Raw genomic sequence first — 22,297 nt, 5'->3', positions numbered from 1 at the left:
TGTGCGCGATGCGTCGGGCCGGTGGTGAAACCGGACGCGGCGGGACTGGATGTGGGCACGGATGATCTCCTGAGGGGATTTGACGCGGCTGGGCATCTGCTTAGCAGACCAGCGGATGCCCGGTCAAGGACGTTGACGAAATGAGCCACAAATCCGACTGGTGCACAACGTATTCCGTGCGGTGTTCGCGCATCACCAGAATCTCGAGGTCTCAGAGGGAGTATGGTCGCGAACCAGTCTGCTATGTGTCGAAGGGAAAAGGCGTGTCTGAGTTACGTTTTGACGGCAGGGTTGCGATTGTCACCGGCGCCGGACGCGGTATCGGCCGCGGCCACGCCCTGTTGTTGGCGCAGAAAGGTGCGCGCATCGTCGTCGCAGACTACGGCGTCGACCCCGATGGCAACGGTACGTCGTCGCTCCCTGCGGACGAAGTGGCGCGGGAGATCAGGGATCTCGGCGGCGACGCCATCGCGTGCTGCACGTCGGTGGCCGACGAGCGGGAGGCGACGTCCATCGTCGACACGGCACTCGACGCATTCGGCCGACTCGACATCGTGGTCAATAATGCGGGTATTCACGACCCTGCGGACTTCGAGGCACTGTCGCTCGGCCAGTTCCGCAGCATGCTGGACGTGCACTTCTTCGGAACGCTCTTCGTGATCAGGGCGGCCTGGCCGCACTTCCGGTCGGCTGGGTACGGCCGGATCGTCAACACCGTCTCCGAGGCCATGCTGGGCGGGGTATCCGGTCTGACCAGCTACGCATCGGCCAAGGGCGCCGTATACGGACTGACCCGAAACCTCGCCACCGAAGGTCTGAGCAAGGGAATCCGGGTCAATGCCGTCGCACCCCGCGCCTACACGCGCTTGTCCGCCGACCACTGCGACAACCTCTCGACCCTGTACGGGATGTCGGAAGAGAGGATCGCGCAGGTCAACGCCAGTATGCCGCCCGAGTTGTGTGCCCCGGCTGTCGCGTACCTGGCCCATGAGGCGTGCCGACTGAACGGCGAGGTGCTGCAGGTCGGGATGGGTGGGGTAGCGCGACTGGCCTTCGTCGCGGCGAGGGGTCTGCGTCAGGCCTCGCTCACGGCGGAGAGCATTGCGGAGAACATCGAGGCAGTGCTCGACATCGATGGGTCCGAGGTTCCCTCGACTGACGACAAGTTCAGTGCGCTGCGCTCAAAGTGACGGCCGGTAAAGGTGATTCAGCGCAGGCGATTATGGCCCGGCGAGCCGCGGGCGTTCGGCGCTGAGCGATTGGGCGTGCTCGAGGATCCGCGCCCGCGCCTTCGGTTTCGCCACGGCGAGCAGGCAGATGTCGAAGGCGTGCAACGCGCCGGCGCGTAGTTCGGCGTCGTCGAGATCGCCGCCTGTCCACCGACGCTGCAGGTGAAACAACACCATCGCCGCATGTTCGGCCAGTAGAGCCGGTTCGATGTCGGCGCGGAGCGCGCCCGCCTTGGTTGCGGCGCCGATCTCGGCGACGATCAGGTCCCACCCCGTCCAGCGGACATTCACCAGGTCGACCAGGCGGTCGTCCATGACGACGGCTCGCACCACGGCCTTGGGTACCTCGGCCACGGTCTTGTCGATCGAGACGGCGATTGCCTCCCAGATCCGTTCGATCGGATCGGTGGCGGTCAGGTGGTGAACGGCCACGTCGATGGAGTCCAGTGAACGTTGGACCAGCGCGGTGAGCAGGCCGTCCTTGTCGCCGAAGTGGTTGTAGAGCGTGCGGACGCTGACTCCCGCCTCGCTGGCTAGTCGACGCATGGAGAGCTGCTCCACGCCGTGAGCCTCGATGAAGGTCCGCGCAGCGTCGAGCACATGTCGACTCGTCCGCTCCTGGACCCGAGATCCCATGGCGAAAACCCTAGTCAATGGGCTTACTGCGTTGCCTTCGGGCTGGTTTTGCCACATCGGAGCAAAAGTACAACACTGTTGCAAAAATGGGTTGAACGTGTTTAACATTTCTGCAACGAACCTCCCGAAGCGTGAGATCAAGGGGAAGAGATGTCGCAAGTCCAGTCCGGCTCCGTCGGCAGGGAAGCCGATGATCAGCGCTACGTTGTGATGTCGATCGACAGCCACGTCGGCCCGTCCGTGAAGGACCAGCTGCGCCCGTACTGCGACGCCAAATACCTCGACGACTTCGATCGCTTCGTGGCGGAAATGGAAAGCCAGGGGCTGTTGAGCTGGCGGTCATCGGAGGCCAAATCCGGTGAGAGACAGAGCTGGTCACTGGGCAAGTCCCAAGCTGAGCGGGGTAAGGCCCAAGCCAAGAAGCTCGGAGAGGCCGAGGCGGAGAAGTTCGGCAAGCAGGCAGGTATTCGCAATGCGGATCAGGTCGGTGCGCGGTTCCTGCAACGCAGTTACGAGCACAGCCTGGCGCCGGGACTGCAGGACCATGACGCCCGTATCGCCGATATGGACGAGCAGGGTGTGGCAGCGGACGTCATCTTCCACGGTGGCCTCAACGGCCAGTCGATCCCGTTCTCGACCACCGGGCTGATCAGCTGGGGCGACACCGCATATGACTATCTCGAACGGGTCGGGGTCCGCATCTACAACCGGTGGCTGGCGGACTTCGTGTCGCTGGCCCCGGAGCGGCACGCCGGTATCGCGCACATCCCGATCTCCGACTTGAGCGCGTGCGCCGAGGAGGTCGAGTGGGCGGCTGAGGCTGGCCTGAAGGGGATCAATCTGCCCGCGCCGCGTGGTGACTTCCCAATGCTCAACGACCCTGCGTGGGAGCCGCTTTGGGCGGCCTGCAACGAGACTGGAATGTCTGTCAACACGCATGGTGGCGGCGGTGAGCACTACCCCTACGAGGGGCAGGGCGCACAGATGATGTACATGATGGAGACGCCGTTCCGCACCCGCCGCGGACTATGGGTGATGATCTTCAGCGGCGTCTTCGAGCGCTATCCGAACCTCAAGCTGGTACTCACCGAGCAGTGGGTGGACTGGGCGCCGGCCGCCATGGCCGATATGGACGGGCTCTATCACGGTCCCACGGGTGCCGCCATTCGCGCCAAGCTGCCCAAGCCGCCGTCGGAGTACTTCCGTCAGAACTGTTACATCGGGGCGAGTTTCATGTCCAACAGTGAGGCCAAAGTGTCCGTCGAACACGATCTGATCGACAATGTCATGTGGGGCGATGACTACCCGCATGCCGAGGGAACCTTCCCGGACACGCGCGAGGCGATGCGGTTCACCTTCTCCGACATCGACACGAAGTACACCCAGAAGTTCCTTGGCGAGACCGCCATCGACCTGTATGGCCTCGACCGCGACAAGTTGACCACTATCGCCGATCGGATCGGCCCCACCGTCGCCGAGGTCGCCACGCCCTACGCACTGCCCGAGGACGCCGTGGTCGGTCTCTACGCCTTCCGTACCGGGCCCGGCATCTTCGTCTGACCCAACGCCGGCTCGGATCGGAACAATCTGTGAAACACCCTGTCTGCGAGGAGATCACCGTCCACCATGGATGATGCCACCGGTCTGAAGACGCCATGTCGCCTGGTCACCGCCGAGGAGGTCGAACATCTCCACGAGCACGGCTGGGTCAAGTTGCGGCGCTTCGTCGACCCCGATGTGCTGGACAGAATGCTGGAAGTGGCCCAGGCCAAGATGGGTGAGGACGCGGACAGCAATCCATTGAAGGCAGGCATGACTGCCGCAGCCGGCGGTGAGGCCAAGGGAGCGCTCGCGTACTTCAATGCCGAGCGAAGTGGTGGCCTGTCCAGTCCGGTGCTGCGGCCGCTGATCGACGAGATCGGCAAGAGTGCGACGAAGCTGCTCAACCGGCGCACCAATGGTGGAACACCTGTCGGAACCAGGTACTACAACGACTTCTTCGTACCAAAACTGCCGTCCAACAAGTCCTCTCGGCACGGCGGCAACGGTGCCACCGCGTTCCACCAGGACTACATAACGTTCGCGGTCGACCGGACTGGCGGTATGACGTTCTGGATACCGTTGGAGCCGTACGGTCCAGAGGCCGGGACGATGTCGTTCGTCAGCGGGTCGCACCGCCTCGGTGTCCTCGGCGACTACACCACCTACGGTGGCAGCGATGCTCTCGGCGTGTTTCCGGAGCTGCGTGAGCTGCAGACCAGCGAGCAGATGACCTACGAGCTGGGTGACGTCACGGTGCACACGCATCTCACCATCCACGGCGCCGGTGCGAACATGATGGACCGACCGCGCTGGGGTTATCTGCTGGTCGTTCAGCCCGAAGACGTCTGCTGGAACGGATCGCCGTGCCCGAACTTCGACACCACCGAGATGGCGCCGTGGGCGGCGCTTAACGACGAGCGCTTCCCCCTGATCGGCGCGGGGCCACTTCCTTGACGAAAGGGTTGCGATTCCCCAACCGGAACTTCATGCAGGTGTGCTGGGTGGTTCCCGACCTTCGTATCGCCATCGAGTCCTGGTCCCGCAGCGCGGGTGTCGGGCCCTTCTTCTGGTTCGACGGCGTGGACTGCGTGGACGGCCGACATCGAGGGGTGCCCGCCGAGTTCCCGGCGGTCGCGGCCGCCATCGCCTATGCGGGAGATCTGCAGATCGAGCTGGTCTGCCAGGACAACGACCAGCCGGGCGTGTTCCGCGACGTCTTCGACACGGGACAGTCGGGCCTGCACCACATGGCGCTGGTCTGTGCCGACTACGAGTCCGAGCGCGACGCCTACGTCGATGGGGGAGCGGATCTCGCGTTCGAGGGTCGCATCGGCAACAGTCGCACCTGTTGGGTCGACACCACGCCCACGCTCGGTTTCATGGTCGAGTTGCTCGAACCGAGCCCGGCGCGCGAGGCGGGATTCGCCGCTATGCACGCCGCCGCAGCGTCGTGGGACGGCGCCGAGTCCATCACGCGGTTCTGAGGGGAAGCCGTCTTGATGGACGACATGGACGACACTAAACCGGCTTCGACGTTTCCGAGGCTCCTGGCCGAGATCGTCGCCGCTCGCCCCGACCACGACGCGCTCGTCCACGCCGGTGAGACACTCACCTACCGGGAACTCGACCAGCACTCGGCCCGAACGGCGCGCGCTCTCCTGGCGATCGGTGCGGGAAAGGGTAGCCGGATCGCCATTCTGGCTCCGGACAGCGCGCTGCTGCTCGCCACGTTCTACGCAGCGCTGCGCATCGGTGCGCTTGTCACCCCGATCAGCACCCTGACCACGCCTGCCGAATTGACGCACATCGTGCGCAACAGTGATGCGCAGATCCTGATCGGTCAGCGTCGCTTCCTGGGCCGTGATTTCGGACGGAACATCGAGGCAGCACTGCCGGGCCTTGGCAGCGCCAACCCGGCGGCGTTGCGCCTGCCCGCGGCGCCCCATCTGCGGTCGGTGTGGCTCGACGACTGCTCCGGTCTGCCCTGGGCGCGCTCGACAGTGGACCTGCTGGCGCGCGCCGACGACCCCGACGCACCGGATACCGCGCTGCTGGCCGCCGTCGAGGACGAGGTGGTGCCCGGTGACGACGCGTTCGTGGTGTACACCTCGGGCAGCACGGCCGCACCCAAGGCCGTCGTGCACGGCCAGTGGGCGGTCGCCCGCCAGCCCCCGGTGCTGGCGACCTACTTCGACGTGCAGCCGGGTGATCGGACCCTGTCCCTGCTACCGGCCTTCTGGATGGGCGGCATATCGGCGGCGCTGCAGGTGCTCAGCACCGGAAGCACATTGGTGTATCCGACCAGTCCCGACGTCGAAGTCGTGCTCGATACCATCGAGCGGCACGGCATCACCAACATCGTCATCTGGCACATGCTGGCAAGGCTGCAGGCGGCCGCCGAGGCTCGCGGCGTCAGCCTCGAGGACATCAAGATCACCACCGGCCCGACGCGCGACGAGAACGGCGAGTCCATCCCGCGGCACCTGCAGACCCGGATGCTCGGGATGTCGGAGAGCTTCGCACCACACAGCGCCGAGCCGGTGACCCGGCGGCTACCCGAGTCGAAGGCAGGCGCCGCCGGTCGTGCCGTGAACGGCATCGAGCGCCGGGTGGTCGATCCGGAGACCGGCATCGAGGTGGCCGCCGGTGAGCTCGGCGAGCTGCAACTGCGGGGTGGGGCGTTGATGACAGGCCTCTACAAGGTGCGCCGGCACGAGGTGTTCACCGCGGACGGCTTCTTGCCAACCAAGGATCTGGTGCGCATCGATTCGGATGGCTACGCGTTCTTCGTCGGCCGGATCAGCGACATGATCAAGACCAACTCCGCCAACGTGTCTCGCCTGGAGGTTGAGGCAGCACTCAACGCACTTCCCGAGGTGGAACTCGCGCTCGTCACCGGCCTGCCGGACGCCGAGATGGGTGAACTCGTCGCGGCCGCCGTCGTACCTGCGCCGGGGCGCAACCCCACCGAGGCCGGCCTGCGGACGGCGCTGCGCGAGACACTGTCCAGCTTTAAGGTGCCCCGCCGGATCGTCTTCATCACCCATGACCACATTCCGAGGACGCCGACCGGCAAGGTCCGACTGTTCGAACTGACCGAGATGGTCACGGCACACCTGACGCCGGAGCTGAAACCGATTGGCATTGGCACACGTTGAGCAACACCGACAAGGAGCTCGGCACATGACCGAACAGGCGCAGCGCGCAGAGCACGACCACCGCCCCTCGGCGGAGGAGATCGTGCTCTACGAGAAGGACCCCAAGACCAAGATCGCGACGATCACACTCGATCGCGCCGACGAGCTCAATGCGATGACCATAGATGCCCAACACCGCTACGCCGATCTGGTGCACTACGCCAGCATCGACGACGACGTGAAGGTGCTGGTGATCCGGGCCAACGGTCCGAACTTGGGCAGCGGCGCCGATCTGGCCGAACTCCTCGACACCATGGCGGGTCGCGGTGAGGGCAGCATGAATCATGCTGTGCGCGTGCCCGATGACGCCGACGTCACCTACCCGCCGGTGGGCACGTACCGCCGTCGCGCGTCTACTGTGCAGTTCTACACCGACCCGAGCGCCGGGATGCGCAGCCTGCAGGATTTCAAGAAGATCAGCATTCTGGAGGTGCGCGGCTACTGCTATGGCTGGCACTTCTATCAGGCCGCCGATGCCGACATCGTCGTGGCCTCCGAGGACTCGCTGTTCGGTCACGCGGCGTGGCGCTACGCGGGTTTCGCTGCGCGGCAATGGCAGTGGTGCAACACGATGGGCGCGCGCAAGTTCATGGAGATGGTGTTCACCGGCCGGCCGTTCACCGCCAAGGAGATGTATGAGTGCAACTTCGTCAACGCCGTGGTGCCCTTCGATGAACTCGAGGCGATGACGGACAAGTACGCGCTGGCCTGTTCACGAAGTCGGCCCACTGACACCGTGTTCGCCCAGAAGACCTTCTTCGAGATCTACAAACAGCATCAAGGTGAGTACATGGGCAGCATCGTCGCGGGACTGCTGGAGTCAACCCTCGACCAGCTTCGACCCGACCCCGATGCCCGGGGCATGGAACTTGACGAGGACACCCTGGACAACCTGACCGACACCGTCAAGGACAACGACGGGCAATTTCCCCCCGACTGGCGACTGAGCCGGCGGGGACGGGCCGCGAACTAGTCGGAGGTCATGACGATGCTGGTGATCACCAACGCCAAGGTCTTCGACGGCCGACAACTGTTGCCCGGCAGACACAGCGTCACGCTCGACGGGAACACGATCGCGGCGGTCGACGACACATCGCCGGCGCTACCGAGCGAGGTCATCGACGCCGGCGGTATGACGCTCATGCCCGGGCTGATAAGTAGTCATCTGCATTCGGACTTCTACAAGTTCAACATCGCCGACAGCGACCGGCTGGGCAAGGAACGCCCACCGGGTGTCCTGATGGCGATCGGCGTCCGCACCTGCCGGGTGCTGCTGGAGAGCGGGTTCACCGGCTTCTCGGGCGCGTCGTGCTCCAATGACATTGATGCGCAACTGAAGATGGCCATCGAGGAGGACATCATCCCGGGACCCCGTATCCGTGCGTGCGGGCATCACCTCGGCACCACCGGCGACATGAACAACGGCGGTCGCTGGTGGAAGGCGTATGAGACCCCGGGAACCGATGTCTGCGCTGACGGGCCGGATGCCCTGCGCGCGCTAGTCCGTCAGGAGATCAACCGCGGCGCCGACACCATCAAGATCTTCGCCAGTGCCGGCCACGGTCAGCCGAATCGGACGACGCGCAACATGTCTCGCGCCGAGATCGCCGCGATCATCAGCACCGCACACGAGCGGGGCGCTAAGGTCCGCGCCCACGTTGCGGACAAGGCGATGATCATGGAGTGCATCGAACTCGGTCTCGATGTCGTCGACCATGGTGATGAGGTCGACGACGAAGTCATTGCCGCCATGGTTGAGGCCGGAACCTTCTGGGTGCCGAGCCTCATCTTCCTCCGGAGCGTGCTCGAGCTCGGCTATGGCGAGAGCATGGGTGTGCGACGGGAGCAGTACGAACACGTCCGCACCATGCTTCCGGCGGCGCAGGCCGCCGGGGTGCGCATCCTGATCGGCGACGATTACAGCGGGGTGTTTCGCGACATCTTGGACGACGACCCGCTGGACCATCAGGTCGGGAACTACGGACGCGAATTCGCTTACTACGGCCAGATCGACGGTCTCTCGCCGGTAGAGGTGCTCAGTTGGGGCACCGCCAATGCCGGTGAACTGCTGGTGGATCCGCCCGCACGGGTCGGGGTGGTCGAACCCGGTGCCCTGGCGGATCTGATCATCGTCGACGGCGATCCGGTAGCGGACCTCTCATTGCTCGCGCGTCCCGGCGAAGCTCTGCGGGCCGTCGTCCGAGACGGGGTGCTGGTGATCGATCGGTTGGGCGACAACACGGTCGAGAGACAGCATGCCGAACTCAGCAGCGTGCTGAGCCGATAGCAGCGACGCGTCACCTCCAGGAATGAGGAACAGTGCCCACAGCGCAGTATCAAAAGGTCGTCTTCGTCACCGGCGCGGGTTCGGGGATCGGACGCGCCGCCGCCGAGGCGTTCGCACGGCGTGGTTATGCAGTGGCACTCGCCGACGTCGACGAGGAGGCCGGCGCCAAGGCTGAGGCGGAACTGAGTTCCTTTGGCACATGCACTTTCGTTCCCTGTGATGTGACCGATGACGCAACCGTCGCCGATGCGGTGGCGCACACCGTGGCAACGTACGGTCGCCTGGACTGCGCGTTCAACTCCGCGGGTGTCGACGGTGAGCACGGCAAACCGACGGCCGAGTGCACCATGGAGAACTGGAACCGGGTGATCGCAGTCGACCTGACCGGGACGTGGTCGTGCATGCGATATCAAATCCCCGCGATCATCGCTGCGGGCGGCGGCGCGATCGTCAACTGTGCCTCTGTCGCGGGATTGCGGGCCGCGCCGACCGTTCCGGCCTACACGGCGGCCAAACACGGTGTCGTCGGGCTGACCAGGGTCGCCGCACGCGAGTATGCGAGCCAGGGGCTGCGAATCAACGCTGTCTGCCCCGGCACCGTCGACACACCGATGTTCCGCCAGTCGATGTCCCCTGAGATCATCGCGAATCTGCTCTCGGCAGCGCCCATCGGCCGTCTCGCCGAGGCATCTGAGATCGCCGACATCGCCTTGTGGCTCTGTGATGACGCCCCAGGCTTTCTGACGGGCCAGGCGATCGCAGTCGACGGCGGTATGGGGGCGTGACCCGATCAGACCCTGCAGAACTCAGTGAAGGAGGCGGACAAGTGTCCACTCAGCAGGTAGTGCCCGCCAGCGATGTGTACTACGACCCGTACGACCTGGACATCAACCGGGACCCCTACCCGACTTTCCGGCGGCTCCGGGACGAGGCGCCGCTGTACTACAACGAGCGACACGACTTCTACGCGGTCAGCCGCCACGAAGACGTGGCCAAGGGCCTGTCCGATCGCGACACGTTCAAGTCGAGCCGCGGCAACATCCTCGAGCTAATCAAGTCAGGTATCGAGATGCCACCCGGGCTGGTCATCTACGAGGATGCGCCGACACACACCATCCACCGCAAGCTGGTGTCGAAGATGTTCACACCGAAGACGGTGGCCTCGCTGGAACCGAAGATCCGAGCGTTCTCCGCGGCCTGCCTGGACCCGCTGATCGGCACCGATCGGTTTGACCTGATCGCCGAGTTCGCTGCCCAGATGCCCATGCGCGTCATCGGCATGCTGCTGGGCATCCCGGAGCAGGATCAAGAGCAGATCCGCGACCGCAGCGATGCGAACCTGCGGGTGACGCCCGGCAAGGCCATGAAGTTCAAGCAGGACACCCTGGTTCGGGGCGGAGTGTTCGCCGAGTACCTCGACTGGCGGGTGGACAACCCGTCCGATGACATCATGAGCGAGTTGCTGCACCTCGAGTTCACCGACGAGACGGGCACCCGCCGGCGACTGACCCGCGACGAGATCCTCGCCTATGTCCAGGTGGTCGCCGGCGCCGGCAACGAAACCACCACCCGGCTGATCGGCTGGACGGCGAAGGTACTGGCTGAACACCCCGACCAGCGTCGTGAACTCGCAGCGGACCACTCCCTGATCCCGAACGCCGTCGAGGAGATTCTGCGGTACGAGACGCCAGCTCCACACATCGGGCGCTACGTCGCGGTCGACGCGGAGTTCCACGAGCAGATCGTGCCGGCCGGCAGCGCCATTCTCTTCGTCGCAGGCGCGGCCAATCGGGACGACCGCGTCTACAGCGACCCCGACCGCTTCGACATCCATCGCAAGGTCCCCTCGCCGCTGACCTTCGGGGTGGGCGCGCACTTCTGCCTGGGTGCGGCGCTGACCCGACTCGAGGGCCGAATCGCACTCGAGGAGATGCTGACCCGCTTCCCGGAATGGGATGTCGACCTCGCGGCCGCAAGTCTGTCTCCCACGTCCACCGTCCGTGGCTGGGAGCACCTACCGCTGGTGGTGTCATGACCAGATCAGCGACGCAGCACAGCAACTCGGGTCCCACTCACGCTTCATCGAAGGAGAGCAAATATGGTGTCATCGCAGGCTGACGGGAAGACAATGACCGCTGAACAGATCGTGCGCGCCGAGATCGCCGCATGGGGCCACAACGATGTCGACGAGATCATCAGTCACTTCGCCGAGGAGGCGACCTTCGACATCGGTCCTGATTGGCCGAAACTGGTTGGGCGTGAGGCGATCCACGAGATGATGAAGGTGTTCTTCGCTGGCGGGAAGTGCGTGGACCTGGAGGTCCGGTATCTCGCCGTCGACGGGGATGTCGTGCTGATGGAGCGTTTCGATCATTGGATCGTGGACGGAAAACAGAAGAGCTGGCCCGTCATGGGTGCGTACGAGGTCCAAGACGAGAAGATCACCGCCTGGCGTGAGTATTACTATCCGCCGAAAGAGGCCTGATCTCCTTCCGGCACACCTCTAGCGCTTGTGGGCGCTGAGCAGGAATCCCGGCATCCTCAGGTGATCCCCGTCGACGAAACGCGTCATGTTCGGCGCGTCCGTCCCCTCGGGGACAGCGGTGGCGTTGCCGTACAGGACGGCGGGACGCACGTCGTCCACCACCCAGTGGGCGCCCACCGCCTCGCGGAACTCGTCTTCGGAGACGCCGCGGGGCCCGCGTTGCTGTCCATCACCGCCGACCTCGGAGTTGAAGGACAAGATGTAGAGCGCTGCGCCAGGAGCGGCGGCCCGCGCTATGCACCGCAGGTAGTCCGCTCGACGCTCGACGGGCAACGAATGAAACAGCCCGCTGTCGATGACCGTGGAGAACCTGTCGTCATATCCGCCGAAGTCGGCGATGTCGGCTTGCGCGAAGCTCGCCGAGGTAAGGCCTCGCTCGGCGGCGGCCGCCGCGGCCGCTGCCACCGCGGTCGGGCTGAAGTCCAGCCCGACCACCTGATAGCCCTGGCTGGCCAGCTCAAGTGAGAGTTCGGCGTGTCCGCAGCCGGCGTCGAGAACCGCGCTGCGCACCCTGCCGTCGGCGATGAGCGCGGCCAGTTCGGGCTGGGGCTGGCCGATGCTCCTCTCACACGGTAGCGCGCATTCCCGTCACCGAGGACGACGCGCGATGGCCATCCGTCGGATGCAGCCAGTCCACGATGTTGCCGACGTAGTCCTTGAAGACGTCGAGGTGGATCGGGTCCTCCTGGATCTGCGTGCCCGGTGGTTCGGTGACGAACGAGGGGGCGCCGGAGGTCAGATCCCAGTTGTAGTCGGCAAAGTGGTGAAACGTCGATGCGGCGAGCGCGCGGCCCATCGGTCTGCCATCCGGTCCGGTTTCACCGTCCAGCAGCACCGCGAGGTTGAAGTGCCTGCCGGTGGCGGTGCTTCGGCCCTGGGCGAGGGCCGTGGCGAATGGGCCATCCGGCGACACCAAACCCTCGTGCGGATGTGCTGGGAACCACTCGATTCGACCGCTCGGCGTCCGGGTGGTCCGCAGCAGTGGGTGAGCCGACCCGCTGATCAGCACCGGCTGGTAGTCGCCGTTGGCCCCCGAGTGGTAGTTCGGCCATGAAATCTCCGGGGTGTCCTGGTCATCGCACATAGTCGCCGGATCCACGCTCTCGTCATGGAACTGGTTGACCGCGCCCAGTGAGCCGAGCCGGACCAGGCAGCAGCCCAGGTCCTGGTGATCGCGGGCGGTCAGCACGCCGCCGCCCTTCTCGCGGAACCGTGTGATGGCATCTGCCTCGGCGGCGGTGAGCCCGTCACCACAGTCAACCGCCATCAACCACAGCTGATCAAAGTCGAGTTCGTCGATGCGAATCAAGATCGGATCCTGGTCGACGTCCTCCCGGTTGCGGGCGGTCACGTCGTGCCCCCTGGCCCGCAACTCGCCGGCAAGCAGGGAGAAGCGGCTGATGTCCCAATCGTCGGGACTCTTGTGAATCGTGGTCTGCAACAGAATCTTCGACATCGCCACGTTCCTCGACTACTGGGCGTTCGATGCTGGCACGCGACGGTCTCGACGTGCCTCGAGTTCGTCGTCGTCGACAAGCGTGAGCATGGGCTGACCCGGGTCACACAACATCGTGACGACGAAACGGACCTTGACGTCGTCGCGGGCGTTGCCGTCCGAGTAGTGGATGACGTCGCCGCCCGGTTCCCAGAAGGCCTCTCCGGCTTTGACGACGCGAGGCGCCTCGCCCTCCAGTTCGAACAACATCTCGCCCTCCACCACGTAGCCAAAGGCCGGGCCGCCCGGATGGCGGTGCGGCGGGGCGCCCGGATCACCGGGGCCATACTCGAGGACGACGGTCATCGCGTGGGCGCCTTGGGGGATGAGGGGCGGCATCACCTCCTGTACGACGGTGAACGCTGACTCCCAGGTGCTGCTGCCTGGTTGTGTGTTGTCGGGCATGTCGGCTCCTTCGGTGCGGGCTATCGCTATTCGCGCTCCTCTCCAGTAGGACAAGACGGATCCGCGTTTTGTGACACCTGCGGTCAATTCCGATGGGATTGTCACGAATTGGGATTCTGTGCGGTCCTTGCTCGTGACTGGACGGCCACGGAGGCCGTGCGGCGCAATCATTGAGGGGCTGGCTGTGAAGATCGTTGTCATCGGAGGTACGGGACTCGTGGGATCCAAGCTCGTGGCTCTTCTTGATGAGCACGGACACGATGCCATCGCGGCAGCACCGAACACCGGTGTGAACACCCTGACCGGCGAGGGGCTCGCCGAGGCCCTGAGCAACGCCGCGGTGGTGGTGGATGTCTCGAATTCGCCGTCGCTGGAAGGCGATGCGGCGCTGCAGTTCTTCCAGACCTCGACGGCCAACCTACTTGCCGCGGAGGCCGCGGCCGGGGTCGGACATCACGTCGCGCTATCGGTCGTGGGCACCGAGGACCTCGCTGCGGCGGGAAGCGGCTACTTCCGCGCGAAGCTGGCCCAGGAGGCGCTGATCGCGAAGGCGCGCGTCCCGTACTCGATTGTTCATGCGACGCAGTTCTTCGAGTTCCTTTGGGGTATCACCGACGAGGCCACAGACGGTGACACCTTGCGGTTGGCGCCCGTCTACATCCAGCCGATGGCGGCGGCCGACGTCGCCGAGGCCGTGGCGATCACGGCGGTCAACACCCCGCTGAATCGCATCACCGAGGTCGCCGGGCCCCAGCGGTTCCGCCTCGATGAACTGGTCCGCACGACCCTGGCGTCGCGCAACGATCCCCGGACGGTGCTGGCGGATCCGAGCGCCCGGTACTTCGGCGCCGAGATCAGCGAGCACAGCCTCACTCCACGTGAGGATGCGACGATCTTCGACACCCGGCTCGAGGACTGGGATTCGTCAGTCGCTCAGGCGTGACCGCCCGCGAAGCAGCTGCGGTACTCGGTGGGTGTGGTCTTGCACCTGCGGACGAAGTGATGTCGATACGTCACCGGGGACTCGAAGCCGACTCGCGTGGCGATCTGCTCGATCGACAGCGTGGAGGACTCGAGAAGTTCCATGCTGGCCTGGATGCGTTGCCCGATAAGCCATTTGATCGGCGTGGTTCCGGTGGCATCGGCGAACTGCCGTAGATAGGTACGGCGGGACATCAGGGACTTCCTGGCCATGTCGTCGAGAGTGATCGGCGCGTCGAGGTTCGCCAGCGCCCACTCCATGCCTGCCGCGATAGCGCCGTCCGTCGTGGGCTCGGGTACTGGTGTCTCGATGTACTGGGCCTGCCCACCGGCGCGGTGCGGCGAGATCACCAGCCTCCGTGCCACGTCGTTCGCGATACGCGCGCCATGGTCGGTACGCACGATGTGCAGGCACAGATCCAGACCCGCAGCGCATCCCGCGCTGGTGAGCACGTCTCCGCCATCGATGTAGAGCGGAGTGGGATCGACGTTGACGTCGGGATAGCGCGCTTGGAGCAGATCCACGTAGACCCAGTGCGTCGTGGCAGACCGGCCATCGAGGAGTCCGGCGGCGGCCAGCGCGAACGCACCCGAGCAGATGGACACCAGCCGCGACTGTCGCGCGTGTGCCGTCCGGATCGCCTCGATGAGTCCCGGCGATGTCGGCTCGTTGACATCGCGCACGCTCGGGATGATCACCGTGTCGGCTTCCGCTAGATCAGCCAGCCCGTAGGGGGTATGCACGGTCGCGCCGCCCAGCATCCGAACCTCGGGTGTCTCGGCGCACAGCTTGACCGAGTACCAGGGGCGCGAGATGCCTGAGGAGAACATGGGGGAGAGTTCGGTGATCCCGAAGATCTCCGCAGCCAGGCCGGACTCGAATCCGGACATCCCGTCGTAGGCCAGGATCGCCACCGAGTGCATGTCACTATCTTATCGAAGAGTGTCACTGGGGCCACTACCGCTTTTGTCACGTCCCGGCCACGATCGAGGGATGTTGTATCAACGACCCTCGATCTGGGCGCGGACGCGTCGCCACCCCGCGTTTCGCCAACTGGTATCCCTCGCCGCGGGGGTGCACGCGGCAAACGGTCTGTCACACGGCATTACGCCGCCCCCGGCTTCAGCCGCGCGCGTGGCGGTGCAGTGCGATGTCCAAGGCGCGCGACATGGCCGCTTGCACTTGTTCGGGGCCATCGCCCTGAAGCCCTGTTCTTCGCCGCCCAAGGTGCCCGAGTCGTCGTCAACGATGTGGGCGTAGACCTCGACGGCACGGGCGGTGACCGCGATGTTGCCGCCGCCGTCGTCGACGAGATTCGCGCCAATGGCGGCGAGGCAGTCGCCAACACCGACTCCGTCACCGAACCGTCGGGCGCCCAGCGCATGGTCGACACCGCTGTGCAGGCCTTCGGCGACCTGCACGTCGTGGTGAACAATGCCGCGATTGAACGCAATCGAGCGATCTATTTCATGACCTCCGAGGACTTCGACACCGTGTGCGACGTCAAACTGAAGGGAACCTTCAACGTCAGCGCCGCCGCGGCCCGATACTGGCGTCACCAACACCGCCGTGACACGCACGTCGATCGAGCGATCGTGAACACGGTGTCTGGGTCGGGGTTGTTCAACCCGCTGCCAGGCCAGTCGAACTACGCCGCGGCCAATGCCGGGGTCGCGGCGATGACTATCGTGCAGGCGCTGGAATTGGGATCCTTGGGTGTTCGGGTGAATTGCCTTGCACCATCGATGATTCGGACGCGGATGACGCTGCCGGTGCCGGGTATTCAGGATCTCCCGCCGGCCGGAGAATACGACCCCTACTCGCCTGCTGTGGTCGCACCTGTGGCCGCATACCTGGCCAGCACGCGCTGCGCGCTCACGGGCCAGGTACTGGCCGTGCGCGGGCCTGCGGTGACTGTCGGCCACGGGTGGTCACATGGGGGCAGTGTGACCAAGGATGCCGAGCAGTGGACAGTCGACGAACTTGCCGATCGGATCGCGGGGCTGTCATATCCCGACACCTTCGAGATCCTCGCCGAGGCGCTTGGCGGTGCCCTCGGCCCGGTCGGCCGCGACCAGATGCAGGCCATGATCGACGCCGGCCTCCAGGAAACCGACTAGTCCCCGTCCGATCCCTACCGACGTCGGGCGACGATCGCGAAGTTCAGCGGAATGCTCGGTGAACCGGGCGGCAGTGCCCATCCCTGCGCACACGAGACCAATTCGGGGAAGGCGCGCCAGTCCATGTAGGGCAGTTCCCGCAGAGCCACGATCTCGAGACCGGCCTGCAGGAGTGAACCGACGACCTCGCCCAGGTCATGGCGCCACTCGTGATTGGCGGTATGCACAATCTGTCCGGCCGAGTTGTCGGTGTAGCTGCCCGAGTCCTCGTAGCTGCGGACGCCGCCACCGCTGAGGTAGTCATCGGTGATATCCCACGGTTCGAAATCCATCGCGCCGAGGATGGGGTGATCGTCGCGGATCAGGAACACCCCGCCTGGCTCCAGAAGATCGTGGATCGACTGCGCCCAATCGCCGAGTTCCGGTAGCCACACAATGGTTCCGGCGCTGGTGACGACGATGTCGAAGTGGCGATCGATCAGCGTCGACGCGAACCGGGCATCGCCCTCCACCCAGGTGATGTCGCGCGAGTCGGCCCCGGCGATGCGGGCCGCGTGGCGCAGAGAGTTGGGCGACAAATCGAGCCCATGTACGTCGACCGCCCCGAGCCGTGCCCAGGAGATGGTGTCGGTCCCGATGTGGCACTGCAGGTGCAGTAGCGAGCGATCCCGGACACCGGCCTCTGGCAGATGGGGAGCTAGGACCGACAGGTCGTTCTGCACCACGGTGGAGATATCTGCGGGATCGGCCAAAAATCCTGCAACGTCGTACATCTCGGAACGCGCGTGAGCATCGGCGCGGTCGTCCCAATTGGCCCGGTTGGCGGCAATTGCCTCCGTCTCGTGCATCGTCATCCCGTTCGATCGGAGTGCATTCTGATTGCAGGGTATTGGTTTGATCAGACATATCTCAAACGACTTTTGGGGGCGGTGTCGACGGCCTTGGCGCGGCCGTCCGTGTGTCGGGCAGGCAACGAATCAGACGAATTTCAGCATCAACGGTCGCGTAGATATGACGAACGTGGTCAGGTGTCTTTGATGCCTTCCTTCGGAATGTCCCCTCGCCTGTGTGCTTCGGTTGCGGCGTGCGCGGCGCTTCTCACGATCGGGGTGCCGTCGGCCGCGGCCGCACCAGCCACCGACGAATTGGGCTACGTCGACTCCACCGCACGGTGCGCCGAGCCGAACACCGTGGTGGAGTTCGGTAGCACCGCCGACTCGCGCGTCGCGGTCTGCAAGTCCTCCGAAGGTGAGTACCAGTACCGGGGCGTGCGGCTCCGTGACGGCGCCAAGCTGATTCTGTCCGCCACTCGATCCGACGATGGCGCGTTCATCGCCGAGAACAACGGTGTCGAGTACACGGTGGCGGCGAAGTCGTTGATCATCAGCGCGGGCGAGAAGGTGATCAGGGAGGAACCGTGGATCGACTTCCACGGGGCAGGCGCGACGAGTACGCCGTCGACCAAGTCCGCGCCGACCACGCCGCTGCCGCCGCCGCTACCTGCAGAAGAGGGCGGGGGCTCGTAGTCACACATGTGCCCGTTGCCTGACCATGGCTGGCCAGACAACGGGCAGATGAGGGCTGCAATCGGCTGGGTCCCTACCCGGTGTGCGCCACACTCTCGCCGTGCCGAGGAGCGGGATCGGTGGTGCCGTTGTCGAGGATGTTGTTGAGATTGCGCTTCGAGGTCTCCGGCGCGAAGTACACGGCGATCAGCGTCAGCACCGATGATGCCGAGATGTATATCGCGACCGAGGTCACCGAGCCGGTGGCGTCCAGCAGCGCCGAGGCGATCAACGGCGCGAATCCTCCACCGATGACGCCGATGAGCATGTAACCCAGCGAGACGCCGGTGTAACGGTAACTGGTGTCGAACAGCTCGGCGATGAAGGCCGCGAGGACGCCGTACATTGCGCCCTGGAACACCATCGCGACCGATACCGAGAGCGCCATGAGTGCGAAGTTGCCGGTACCCATCAGCGGATACACCGCGAAAGCCCACACCGCCATCCCGACGCCGCCGATGAGGAATGGAATACGCCGTCCCACCCGATCGCTGAGTCGTCCGAAGTACAGAATCGACAAGAGCTGCGCGACAGCGCCAACGGCGACGGCGTTGAGCACCGTGGCCTTCGAGATATCGGTGTGCTGTGTTATGTAGGACAACGAGAACACATTGATCACGAAGTAGGCGACCTGTTGGCCAAGCCCGAGAAACACGACCAGCAGGATCATCTTCGGTGCGTGGCGCAGCACCTGCAGGATCGGGGCCTTGGTGTCCTTCTCCTTGAGGTTCTGCTGATTCCGAGTGAAGACGGTGGACTCGATGATCTTCACTCGAATCAGTAGGCCTACCAACACCAGTGGCGCACTGAGCAGGAACGGGATGCGCCAGCCCCAGGCCAAGAACTGTTCGTCGGTCATGAGCCCGCTCACTGCCGCCAGAGTGGCCGTGGCCAAGAGGAAGCCCATTGGTGAGGCGGACTGCATCCAGCTGCCGGCACGTCCCCGACTATCCGAGGATTCGTCCTGCTCCACCACCATCAGCACTGCACCGCCCCATTCACCGCCCAGGCCGATGCCTTGGAACAGGCGACACACCACCAACAGGATGGGCGCCAGGATGCCGATGGAGTCGTAGGTGGGCAGCAGCCCAATGGCCACTGTTGCGAGGCCCATCATCATGATGGTCGCAATCAGGGCTGCCTTGCGCCCAACCCGGTCACCGATGTGCCCGAAGATGATTCCACCAATGGGGCGGGCAGCGAACCCGACTCCGAATGTGGCGAGCGCCAACAGTGTTCCTGCCGCCGGATCTACGTCGGGAAAGAAGATCTTGCTGAACACCAGGGCGGCGACTGCGCCGTAGATGTTGAAGTCGTACCACTCGATGGTGGTGCCGACCATGCTCGCGACGATCGTTCTCCGACGACGCGATTTCGCGCTCGCAGTGTCAGTGGCTGCGGCAGGAACTGATTGGCTCATGTAGTCCTCTGATAGTTGCCGGTCATAGCGAAAATGCTAGAGCCGCGATGTGGCTGTACCCATAGTCCTGGTGCAACGTGATCCAGCTCGCACAGTGTGCGCCTGCACAATCGAGGCAGGTTTGCTCCGTGCGAGCGACCAACTCATGGCCGCAGCAGACACAGTTGCACCATGGCGTGCGACCGAGGTGTCCGAAGACTGATCCCGGTGGCCTCCTCGAACTTCCGGAGTCGATTGAGCACTGTGTTGCGGTGGCAGTACAGCTTGGCGGCCGTGGTCGAGACCGACCCGCTCTCGGCGAATGCCAGTATGGTCTCGACGACGAGGGCGCGATCGTTCATCGCCGCCAGAGGTGTATCCACGTAACTGCGAAGGTCGTCGATCACCGTGCACAGTTGTGAAATCGACAACTTCGACCAAGAACGGCGAAGAGTCGTCGCCTCGACACCCAGCTGGGTGAGCATCCGGACAGTCGATGCTGACCGGAAGACATTCTGTAGCTGAACAGTTCGTGGCGCCACTGCTCCGATAACTCCAGACAGAACGTCGGCTGCCAAGGTCTCGTCATCGGGCCAGCGGCGGTGTGCGGGCAGCAGGATCAGCGTGACTCCCGTACTCGTGTGATGCAATGCCGCAACGTCGACACCAACGAGTCGTGGGATCGCCGTCGAGGGGACTCCCTCGGCGGCGAGCCCCACGACCCAGTAGGCGGCCGTCTCGTCGAGACCCAGGACCTCAGCCGCGCGACGCACCGTGGTGGGGCTCGGCTCGTCGGACAGCAAGTCGGACAGGCTCTGCTGCTGTTCGATGATGTTGTTGCGCGCAATTTGCAGCCGCTGATCCAGGTAGCCCTGTTGGACCGCGCCGGCGAAGTCGTCGACCACTTTCCAGAGTTGACCGACGTGCATGGCGAGTACGCGCATATCGGTGTCATCGGCCATGCGTAGCAACGCCGACCATGCGACCAGGAAGTCGCTTCGGACCGCGGCGCTCAGATTCTCCAACGCAATACCCTGACGCGCGCGTAGAGCCCCGACCGCTGTCGGGAACGCGATGAGCTCGTCCGAAAGGGGTCTCTTCAGGAGGCGTCCGAGAAGGTACCGAAATGCGTCTCGAGCACTGTCTTTCAGGTCGTTCGGATCAGGAACGCTGTCGTAGTAGCGTGCACCACCCTCGATGCGCTCGAGATACTCGGCCGCGAGTTGTTCGTCAATGACGGCGAGTTTCTCAAGGAGGATCTGCCACCGCCGGTGGGATTCGTCAAGTTCCGGCAAGTGTTGCACTCGTCAACCCAACGGCCCCGCAAGATGAGACCCCCATCGGGGGTTCAAGGGATCGGCCCCCACCGTCGCTAGGCACGCCGCGAGGGTCACCGCCACCGAATCCAGTACGGGCAGCGTGGTTTCGGCTTCGGCTGCCTCGACTGCGTTGGCGCCGTGCAGATTGGTGCACACGTAGGCGATCGCGTCAGGCTTGCTGTGTGCGACCTGCCGCGTGGGTGCCAGTAACTCCTCGGGTCGAATCCGGGCGATATCGGTGGTCTCAGTGAGACCGAAGCCGTGTGCTGCCGTAACGCTGATGCCCTCCTCGCCGTAGCACTCGCCGATTCTGGCGTTCATATCGTCGGGGTAGGGGGTGACAATGCCGAGGCGGCGCACGCCCAGCGCGCCGAACACTGCCATGTAGGCCTGGGTGCTGGTGAGAGCCCGCACGCCGGTCGCAGCGGTAATGGCGTCGGTGATCGCGCGGTCATGGGCCGTACCCAGCCACGACCCCGCGGTACCGTTCCACGCGATCACGTCGACGTCGGCGGTGGCCAGCAGGGCCGCGGCCGATTCCATTCCGGCCGTGTCGAACTGGGCATCCGAGGCACCGTCGAGTCCAACCCGGCCGACCTGGACGCGGGTGAAGTGGACACTCACGTCGGACCGCCCGTCCAGCATCTGGTACGTCGTGGGCTCCAGGCAGGTGTTCGACGACGGCACGATCATTCCGATGCGTGTCACCCGCGGCCCAGTGCCGTGCGAATGCTCAGACGGCACGGGTGATTCCGCCGTCATTGGTGATAGTGGTTCCGTTGAGGTAGGCGGCCCGCGGCGAGGCCAAGAACACAACCGAGTAGGCGATATCGCGTGCGCTGGGGATGTAGGACAGCGGGAGGTTCTCCAGGTAGCGCTCTTCGGCCTCCTCGGGTGTGCAATCCCAGTCCTTGGCGTTGGCGGCGAACTGCTTGACCAGTCGCGCGGTCCGGACCGGGCCCGGGCACACCGTGTTGATCATGACACCCTGACCGCCGACCTGCAGCGACAGCGACTTGCTGAAGTTCAGGATCGCGGCATTGGCGGCGGCTCCCGGCATGTGGTACTCCAGCGCCTGCTTACCGGAGTTGCCCGCGACATTGACGATGCGCCCGTTGCCGTTCTTGAGCAGGTGCGGCAATGCCGCGCGCGTCATGCGGATGAAACCGAACAGCTTGAGGTTGATGTCAGCGACCCATTGCTCGTCGGTGAGATCACCGAAGCCGCCGAAGGATGACGCGCCGGCGTTGTTGATCAGGATGTCCAGGCCGCCGAGTTCGTCGACGACGTTGGTGATCACCGAGTCGAAGACGGTCTTGTCGCTCAGATCTGCGGCAACGGACACAGCTTTGACACCGGTCTTGGCCGAGATCGAGGCGCAGGCGTCCTTCAGCGCATCGCCGCGGCGGGCCACCAGGGCCACGTCGGCCCCTTCTTCAGCCAGCAACTCAGCGGTTGCCAGCCCGATGCCGTCGCTGGCGCCGGAGATCAGTGCCCGCATTCCCTGCAGTCCGAGGTCCATAGTTTTCTCCTGTCGAGATATGAGGTTTGTTGAGGTTCAGTGGTATTCGTCGGA

Annotated in this window: 23 protein-coding genes; 13 read left to right on the top strand and 10 right to left on the bottom strand. The window is 64.6% G+C overall.

Annotated features, from left to right (window positions below):
- Positions 1 to 263: 263 nt before the first annotated feature.
- Complete coding sequence (locus ACZY0X_RS04905; RefSeq protein ID WP_463768470.1) at positions 264 to 1,190, top strand: SDR family NAD(P)-dependent oxidoreductase; 927 nt, start codon at positions 264 to 266, stop codon at positions 1,188 to 1,190.
- A gap of 30 nt (positions 1,191 to 1,220) precedes the next feature.
- Here the strand turns inward: ACZY0X_RS04905 and ACZY0X_RS04900 are convergent, their stop codons facing one another.
- Positions 1,221 to 1,865: a TetR/AcrR family transcriptional regulator gene (locus tag ACZY0X_RS04900; RefSeq protein ID WP_463768469.1), complete on the bottom strand. Its 645-nt coding sequence runs from the start codon at positions 1,863 to 1,865 to the stop codon at positions 1,221 to 1,223.
- A 150-nt stretch (positions 1,866 to 2,015) separates the two neighbouring features.
- On the opposite strand from ACZY0X_RS04900, the gene ACZY0X_RS04895 reads away from it, so the two are divergent.
- From ACZY0X_RS04895 to ACZY0X_RS04855, 9 genes are all read left to right on the top strand, one after another.
- Positions 2,016 to 3,425, top strand: coding sequence for an amidohydrolase family protein (locus ACZY0X_RS04895; protein ID WP_463768468.1), 1,410 nt, complete (start codon positions 2,016 to 2,018; stop codon positions 3,423 to 3,425).
- Positions 3,426 to 3,491: 66 nt separating this feature from the next.
- A complete protein-coding gene (locus ACZY0X_RS04890; protein ID WP_463768467.1) occupies positions 3,492 to 4,361 on the top strand; it encodes a phytanoyl-CoA dioxygenase family protein in 870 nt (289 codons plus the stop codon).
- A gap of 32 nt (positions 4,362 to 4,393) precedes the next feature.
- A complete protein-coding gene (locus ACZY0X_RS04885) occupies positions 4,394 to 4,891 on the top strand; it encodes a VOC family protein (RefSeq protein ID WP_463768776.1) in 498 nt (165 codons plus the stop codon).
- Between the two features lie 24 nt (positions 4,892 to 4,915).
- Positions 4,916 to 6,565, top strand: coding sequence for a class I adenylate-forming enzyme family protein (locus ACZY0X_RS04880; RefSeq protein WP_463768466.1), 1,650 nt, complete (start codon positions 4,916 to 4,918; stop codon positions 6,563 to 6,565).
- A 25-nt stretch (positions 6,566 to 6,590) separates the two neighbouring features.
- Complete coding sequence (locus tag ACZY0X_RS04875) at positions 6,591 to 7,577, top strand: enoyl-CoA hydratase/isomerase family protein (protein WP_463768465.1); 987 nt, start codon at positions 6,591 to 6,593, stop codon at positions 7,575 to 7,577.
- 9 nt (positions 7,578 to 7,586) lie between these two features.
- Entirely contained in the window at positions 7,587 to 8,891 is a 1,305-nt protein-coding gene (locus ACZY0X_RS04870; RefSeq protein ID WP_463768464.1) for an amidohydrolase family protein, read from the top strand.
- 32 nt (positions 8,892 to 8,923) lie between these two features.
- Complete coding sequence (locus tag ACZY0X_RS04865; RefSeq protein ID WP_463768463.1) at positions 8,924 to 9,676, top strand: SDR family oxidoreductase; 753 nt, start codon at positions 8,924 to 8,926, stop codon at positions 9,674 to 9,676.
- 41 nt (positions 9,677 to 9,717) lie between these two features.
- Positions 9,718 to 10,926, top strand: a complete 1,209-nt coding sequence (locus ACZY0X_RS04860) for a cytochrome P450 (protein WP_463768462.1) — start codon at positions 9,718 to 9,720, stop codon at positions 10,924 to 10,926.
- Between the two features lie 63 nt (positions 10,927 to 10,989).
- Positions 10,990 to 11,376 carry a limonene-1,2-epoxide hydrolase family protein gene (locus ACZY0X_RS04855; RefSeq protein ID WP_463768461.1) on the top strand — a complete coding sequence of 129 codons (387 nt, stop codon included), beginning with the start codon at positions 10,990 to 10,992 and terminating at the stop codon, positions 11,374 to 11,376.
- Positions 11,377 to 11,394: 18 nt separating this feature from the next.
- Here ACZY0X_RS04855 and ACZY0X_RS04850 read toward each other — a convergent pair whose 3' ends face one another.
- The 3 genes from ACZY0X_RS04850 to ACZY0X_RS04840 are packed head-to-tail and all read right to left on the bottom strand — an operon-like array spanning position 11,395 to position 13,336.
- Positions 11,395 to 11,994 (bottom strand): class I SAM-dependent methyltransferase, encoded by a 600-nt coding sequence (locus ACZY0X_RS04850; RefSeq protein WP_463768775.1) that lies wholly within the window; start codon positions 11,992 to 11,994, stop codon positions 11,395 to 11,397.
- A gap of 7 nt (positions 11,995 to 12,001) precedes the next feature.
- A complete protein-coding gene (locus tag ACZY0X_RS04845; protein ID WP_463768460.1) occupies positions 12,002 to 12,892 on the bottom strand; it encodes a hypothetical protein in 891 nt (296 codons plus the stop codon).
- A 15-nt stretch (positions 12,893 to 12,907) separates the two neighbouring features.
- Positions 12,908 to 13,336 (bottom strand): cupin domain-containing protein, encoded by a 429-nt coding sequence (locus ACZY0X_RS04840; RefSeq protein WP_463768458.1) that lies wholly within the window; start codon positions 13,334 to 13,336, stop codon positions 12,908 to 12,910.
- A gap of 184 nt (positions 13,337 to 13,520) precedes the next feature.
- Here ACZY0X_RS04840 and ACZY0X_RS04835 point away from each other — a divergent pair, with 184 nt between their 5' ends.
- Positions 13,521 to 14,279 (top strand): SDR family oxidoreductase, encoded by a 759-nt coding sequence (locus tag ACZY0X_RS04835; protein WP_463768457.1) that lies wholly within the window; start codon positions 13,521 to 13,523, stop codon positions 14,277 to 14,279.
- On the opposite strand, the gene ACZY0X_RS04830 is transcribed toward ACZY0X_RS04835, so the two are convergent.
- Complete coding sequence (locus ACZY0X_RS04830) at positions 14,270 to 15,241, bottom strand: helix-turn-helix domain-containing protein (RefSeq protein WP_463768455.1); 972 nt, start codon at positions 15,239 to 15,241, stop codon at positions 14,270 to 14,272. The two genes, ACZY0X_RS04835 and ACZY0X_RS04830, sit on opposite strands and share 10 nt — an antisense overlap.
- Before the next feature lie 222 nt (positions 15,242 to 15,463).
- Here ACZY0X_RS04830 and ACZY0X_RS04825 point away from each other — a divergent pair, with 222 nt between their 5' ends.
- Positions 15,464 to 16,438 (top strand): SDR family NAD(P)-dependent oxidoreductase, encoded by a 975-nt coding sequence (locus tag ACZY0X_RS04825; RefSeq protein WP_463768453.1) that lies wholly within the window; start codon positions 15,464 to 15,466, stop codon positions 16,436 to 16,438.
- Between the two features lie 14 nt (positions 16,439 to 16,452).
- Here the strand turns inward: ACZY0X_RS04825 and ACZY0X_RS04820 are convergent, their stop codons facing one another.
- Positions 16,453 to 17,286 (bottom strand): class I SAM-dependent methyltransferase, encoded by an 834-nt coding sequence (locus tag ACZY0X_RS04820; RefSeq protein WP_463768774.1) that lies wholly within the window; start codon positions 17,284 to 17,286, stop codon positions 16,453 to 16,455.
- A 189-nt stretch (positions 17,287 to 17,475) separates the two neighbouring features.
- Here ACZY0X_RS04820 and ACZY0X_RS04815 point away from each other — a divergent pair, with 189 nt between their 5' ends.
- Positions 17,476 to 17,964, top strand: a complete 489-nt coding sequence (locus ACZY0X_RS04815) for a hypothetical protein (protein ID WP_463768452.1) — start codon at positions 17,476 to 17,478, stop codon at positions 17,962 to 17,964.
- 73 nt (positions 17,965 to 18,037) lie between these two features.
- Here ACZY0X_RS04815 and ACZY0X_RS04810 read toward each other — a convergent pair whose 3' ends face one another.
- The 4 genes from ACZY0X_RS04810 to ACZY0X_RS04795 all read right to left on the bottom strand — a co-directional run bounded on the left by ACZY0X_RS04810 (position 18,038) and on the right by ACZY0X_RS04795 (position 22,243).
- A complete protein-coding gene (locus tag ACZY0X_RS04810) occupies positions 18,038 to 19,423 on the bottom strand; it encodes an MFS transporter (RefSeq protein WP_463768451.1) in 1,386 nt (461 codons plus the stop codon).
- Positions 19,424 to 19,566: 143 nt separating this feature from the next.
- Positions 19,567 to 20,706: a PucR family transcriptional regulator gene (locus ACZY0X_RS04805; RefSeq protein WP_463768450.1), complete on the bottom strand. Its 1,140-nt coding sequence runs from the start codon at positions 20,704 to 20,706 to the stop codon at positions 19,567 to 19,569.
- A 3-nt stretch (positions 20,707 to 20,709) separates the two neighbouring features.
- On the bottom strand, positions 20,710 to 21,429 hold the full coding sequence (locus ACZY0X_RS04800) for a maleate cis-trans isomerase family protein (RefSeq protein ID WP_463768448.1): 720 nt from the start codon (positions 21,427 to 21,429) through the stop codon (positions 20,710 to 20,712).
- A 25-nt stretch (positions 21,430 to 21,454) separates the two neighbouring features.
- On the bottom strand, positions 21,455 to 22,243 hold the full coding sequence (locus ACZY0X_RS04795) for an SDR family NAD(P)-dependent oxidoreductase (protein ID WP_463768446.1): 789 nt from the start codon (positions 22,241 to 22,243) through the stop codon (positions 21,455 to 21,457).
- Between the last annotated feature and the right edge of the window lie 54 nt (positions 22,244 to 22,297).

The sequence above is a fragment of the Mycobacterium sp. IDUB_39 genome, assembly GCF_055419205.1.
This window is presented reverse-complemented; position numbering and strand designations above follow the sequence as displayed.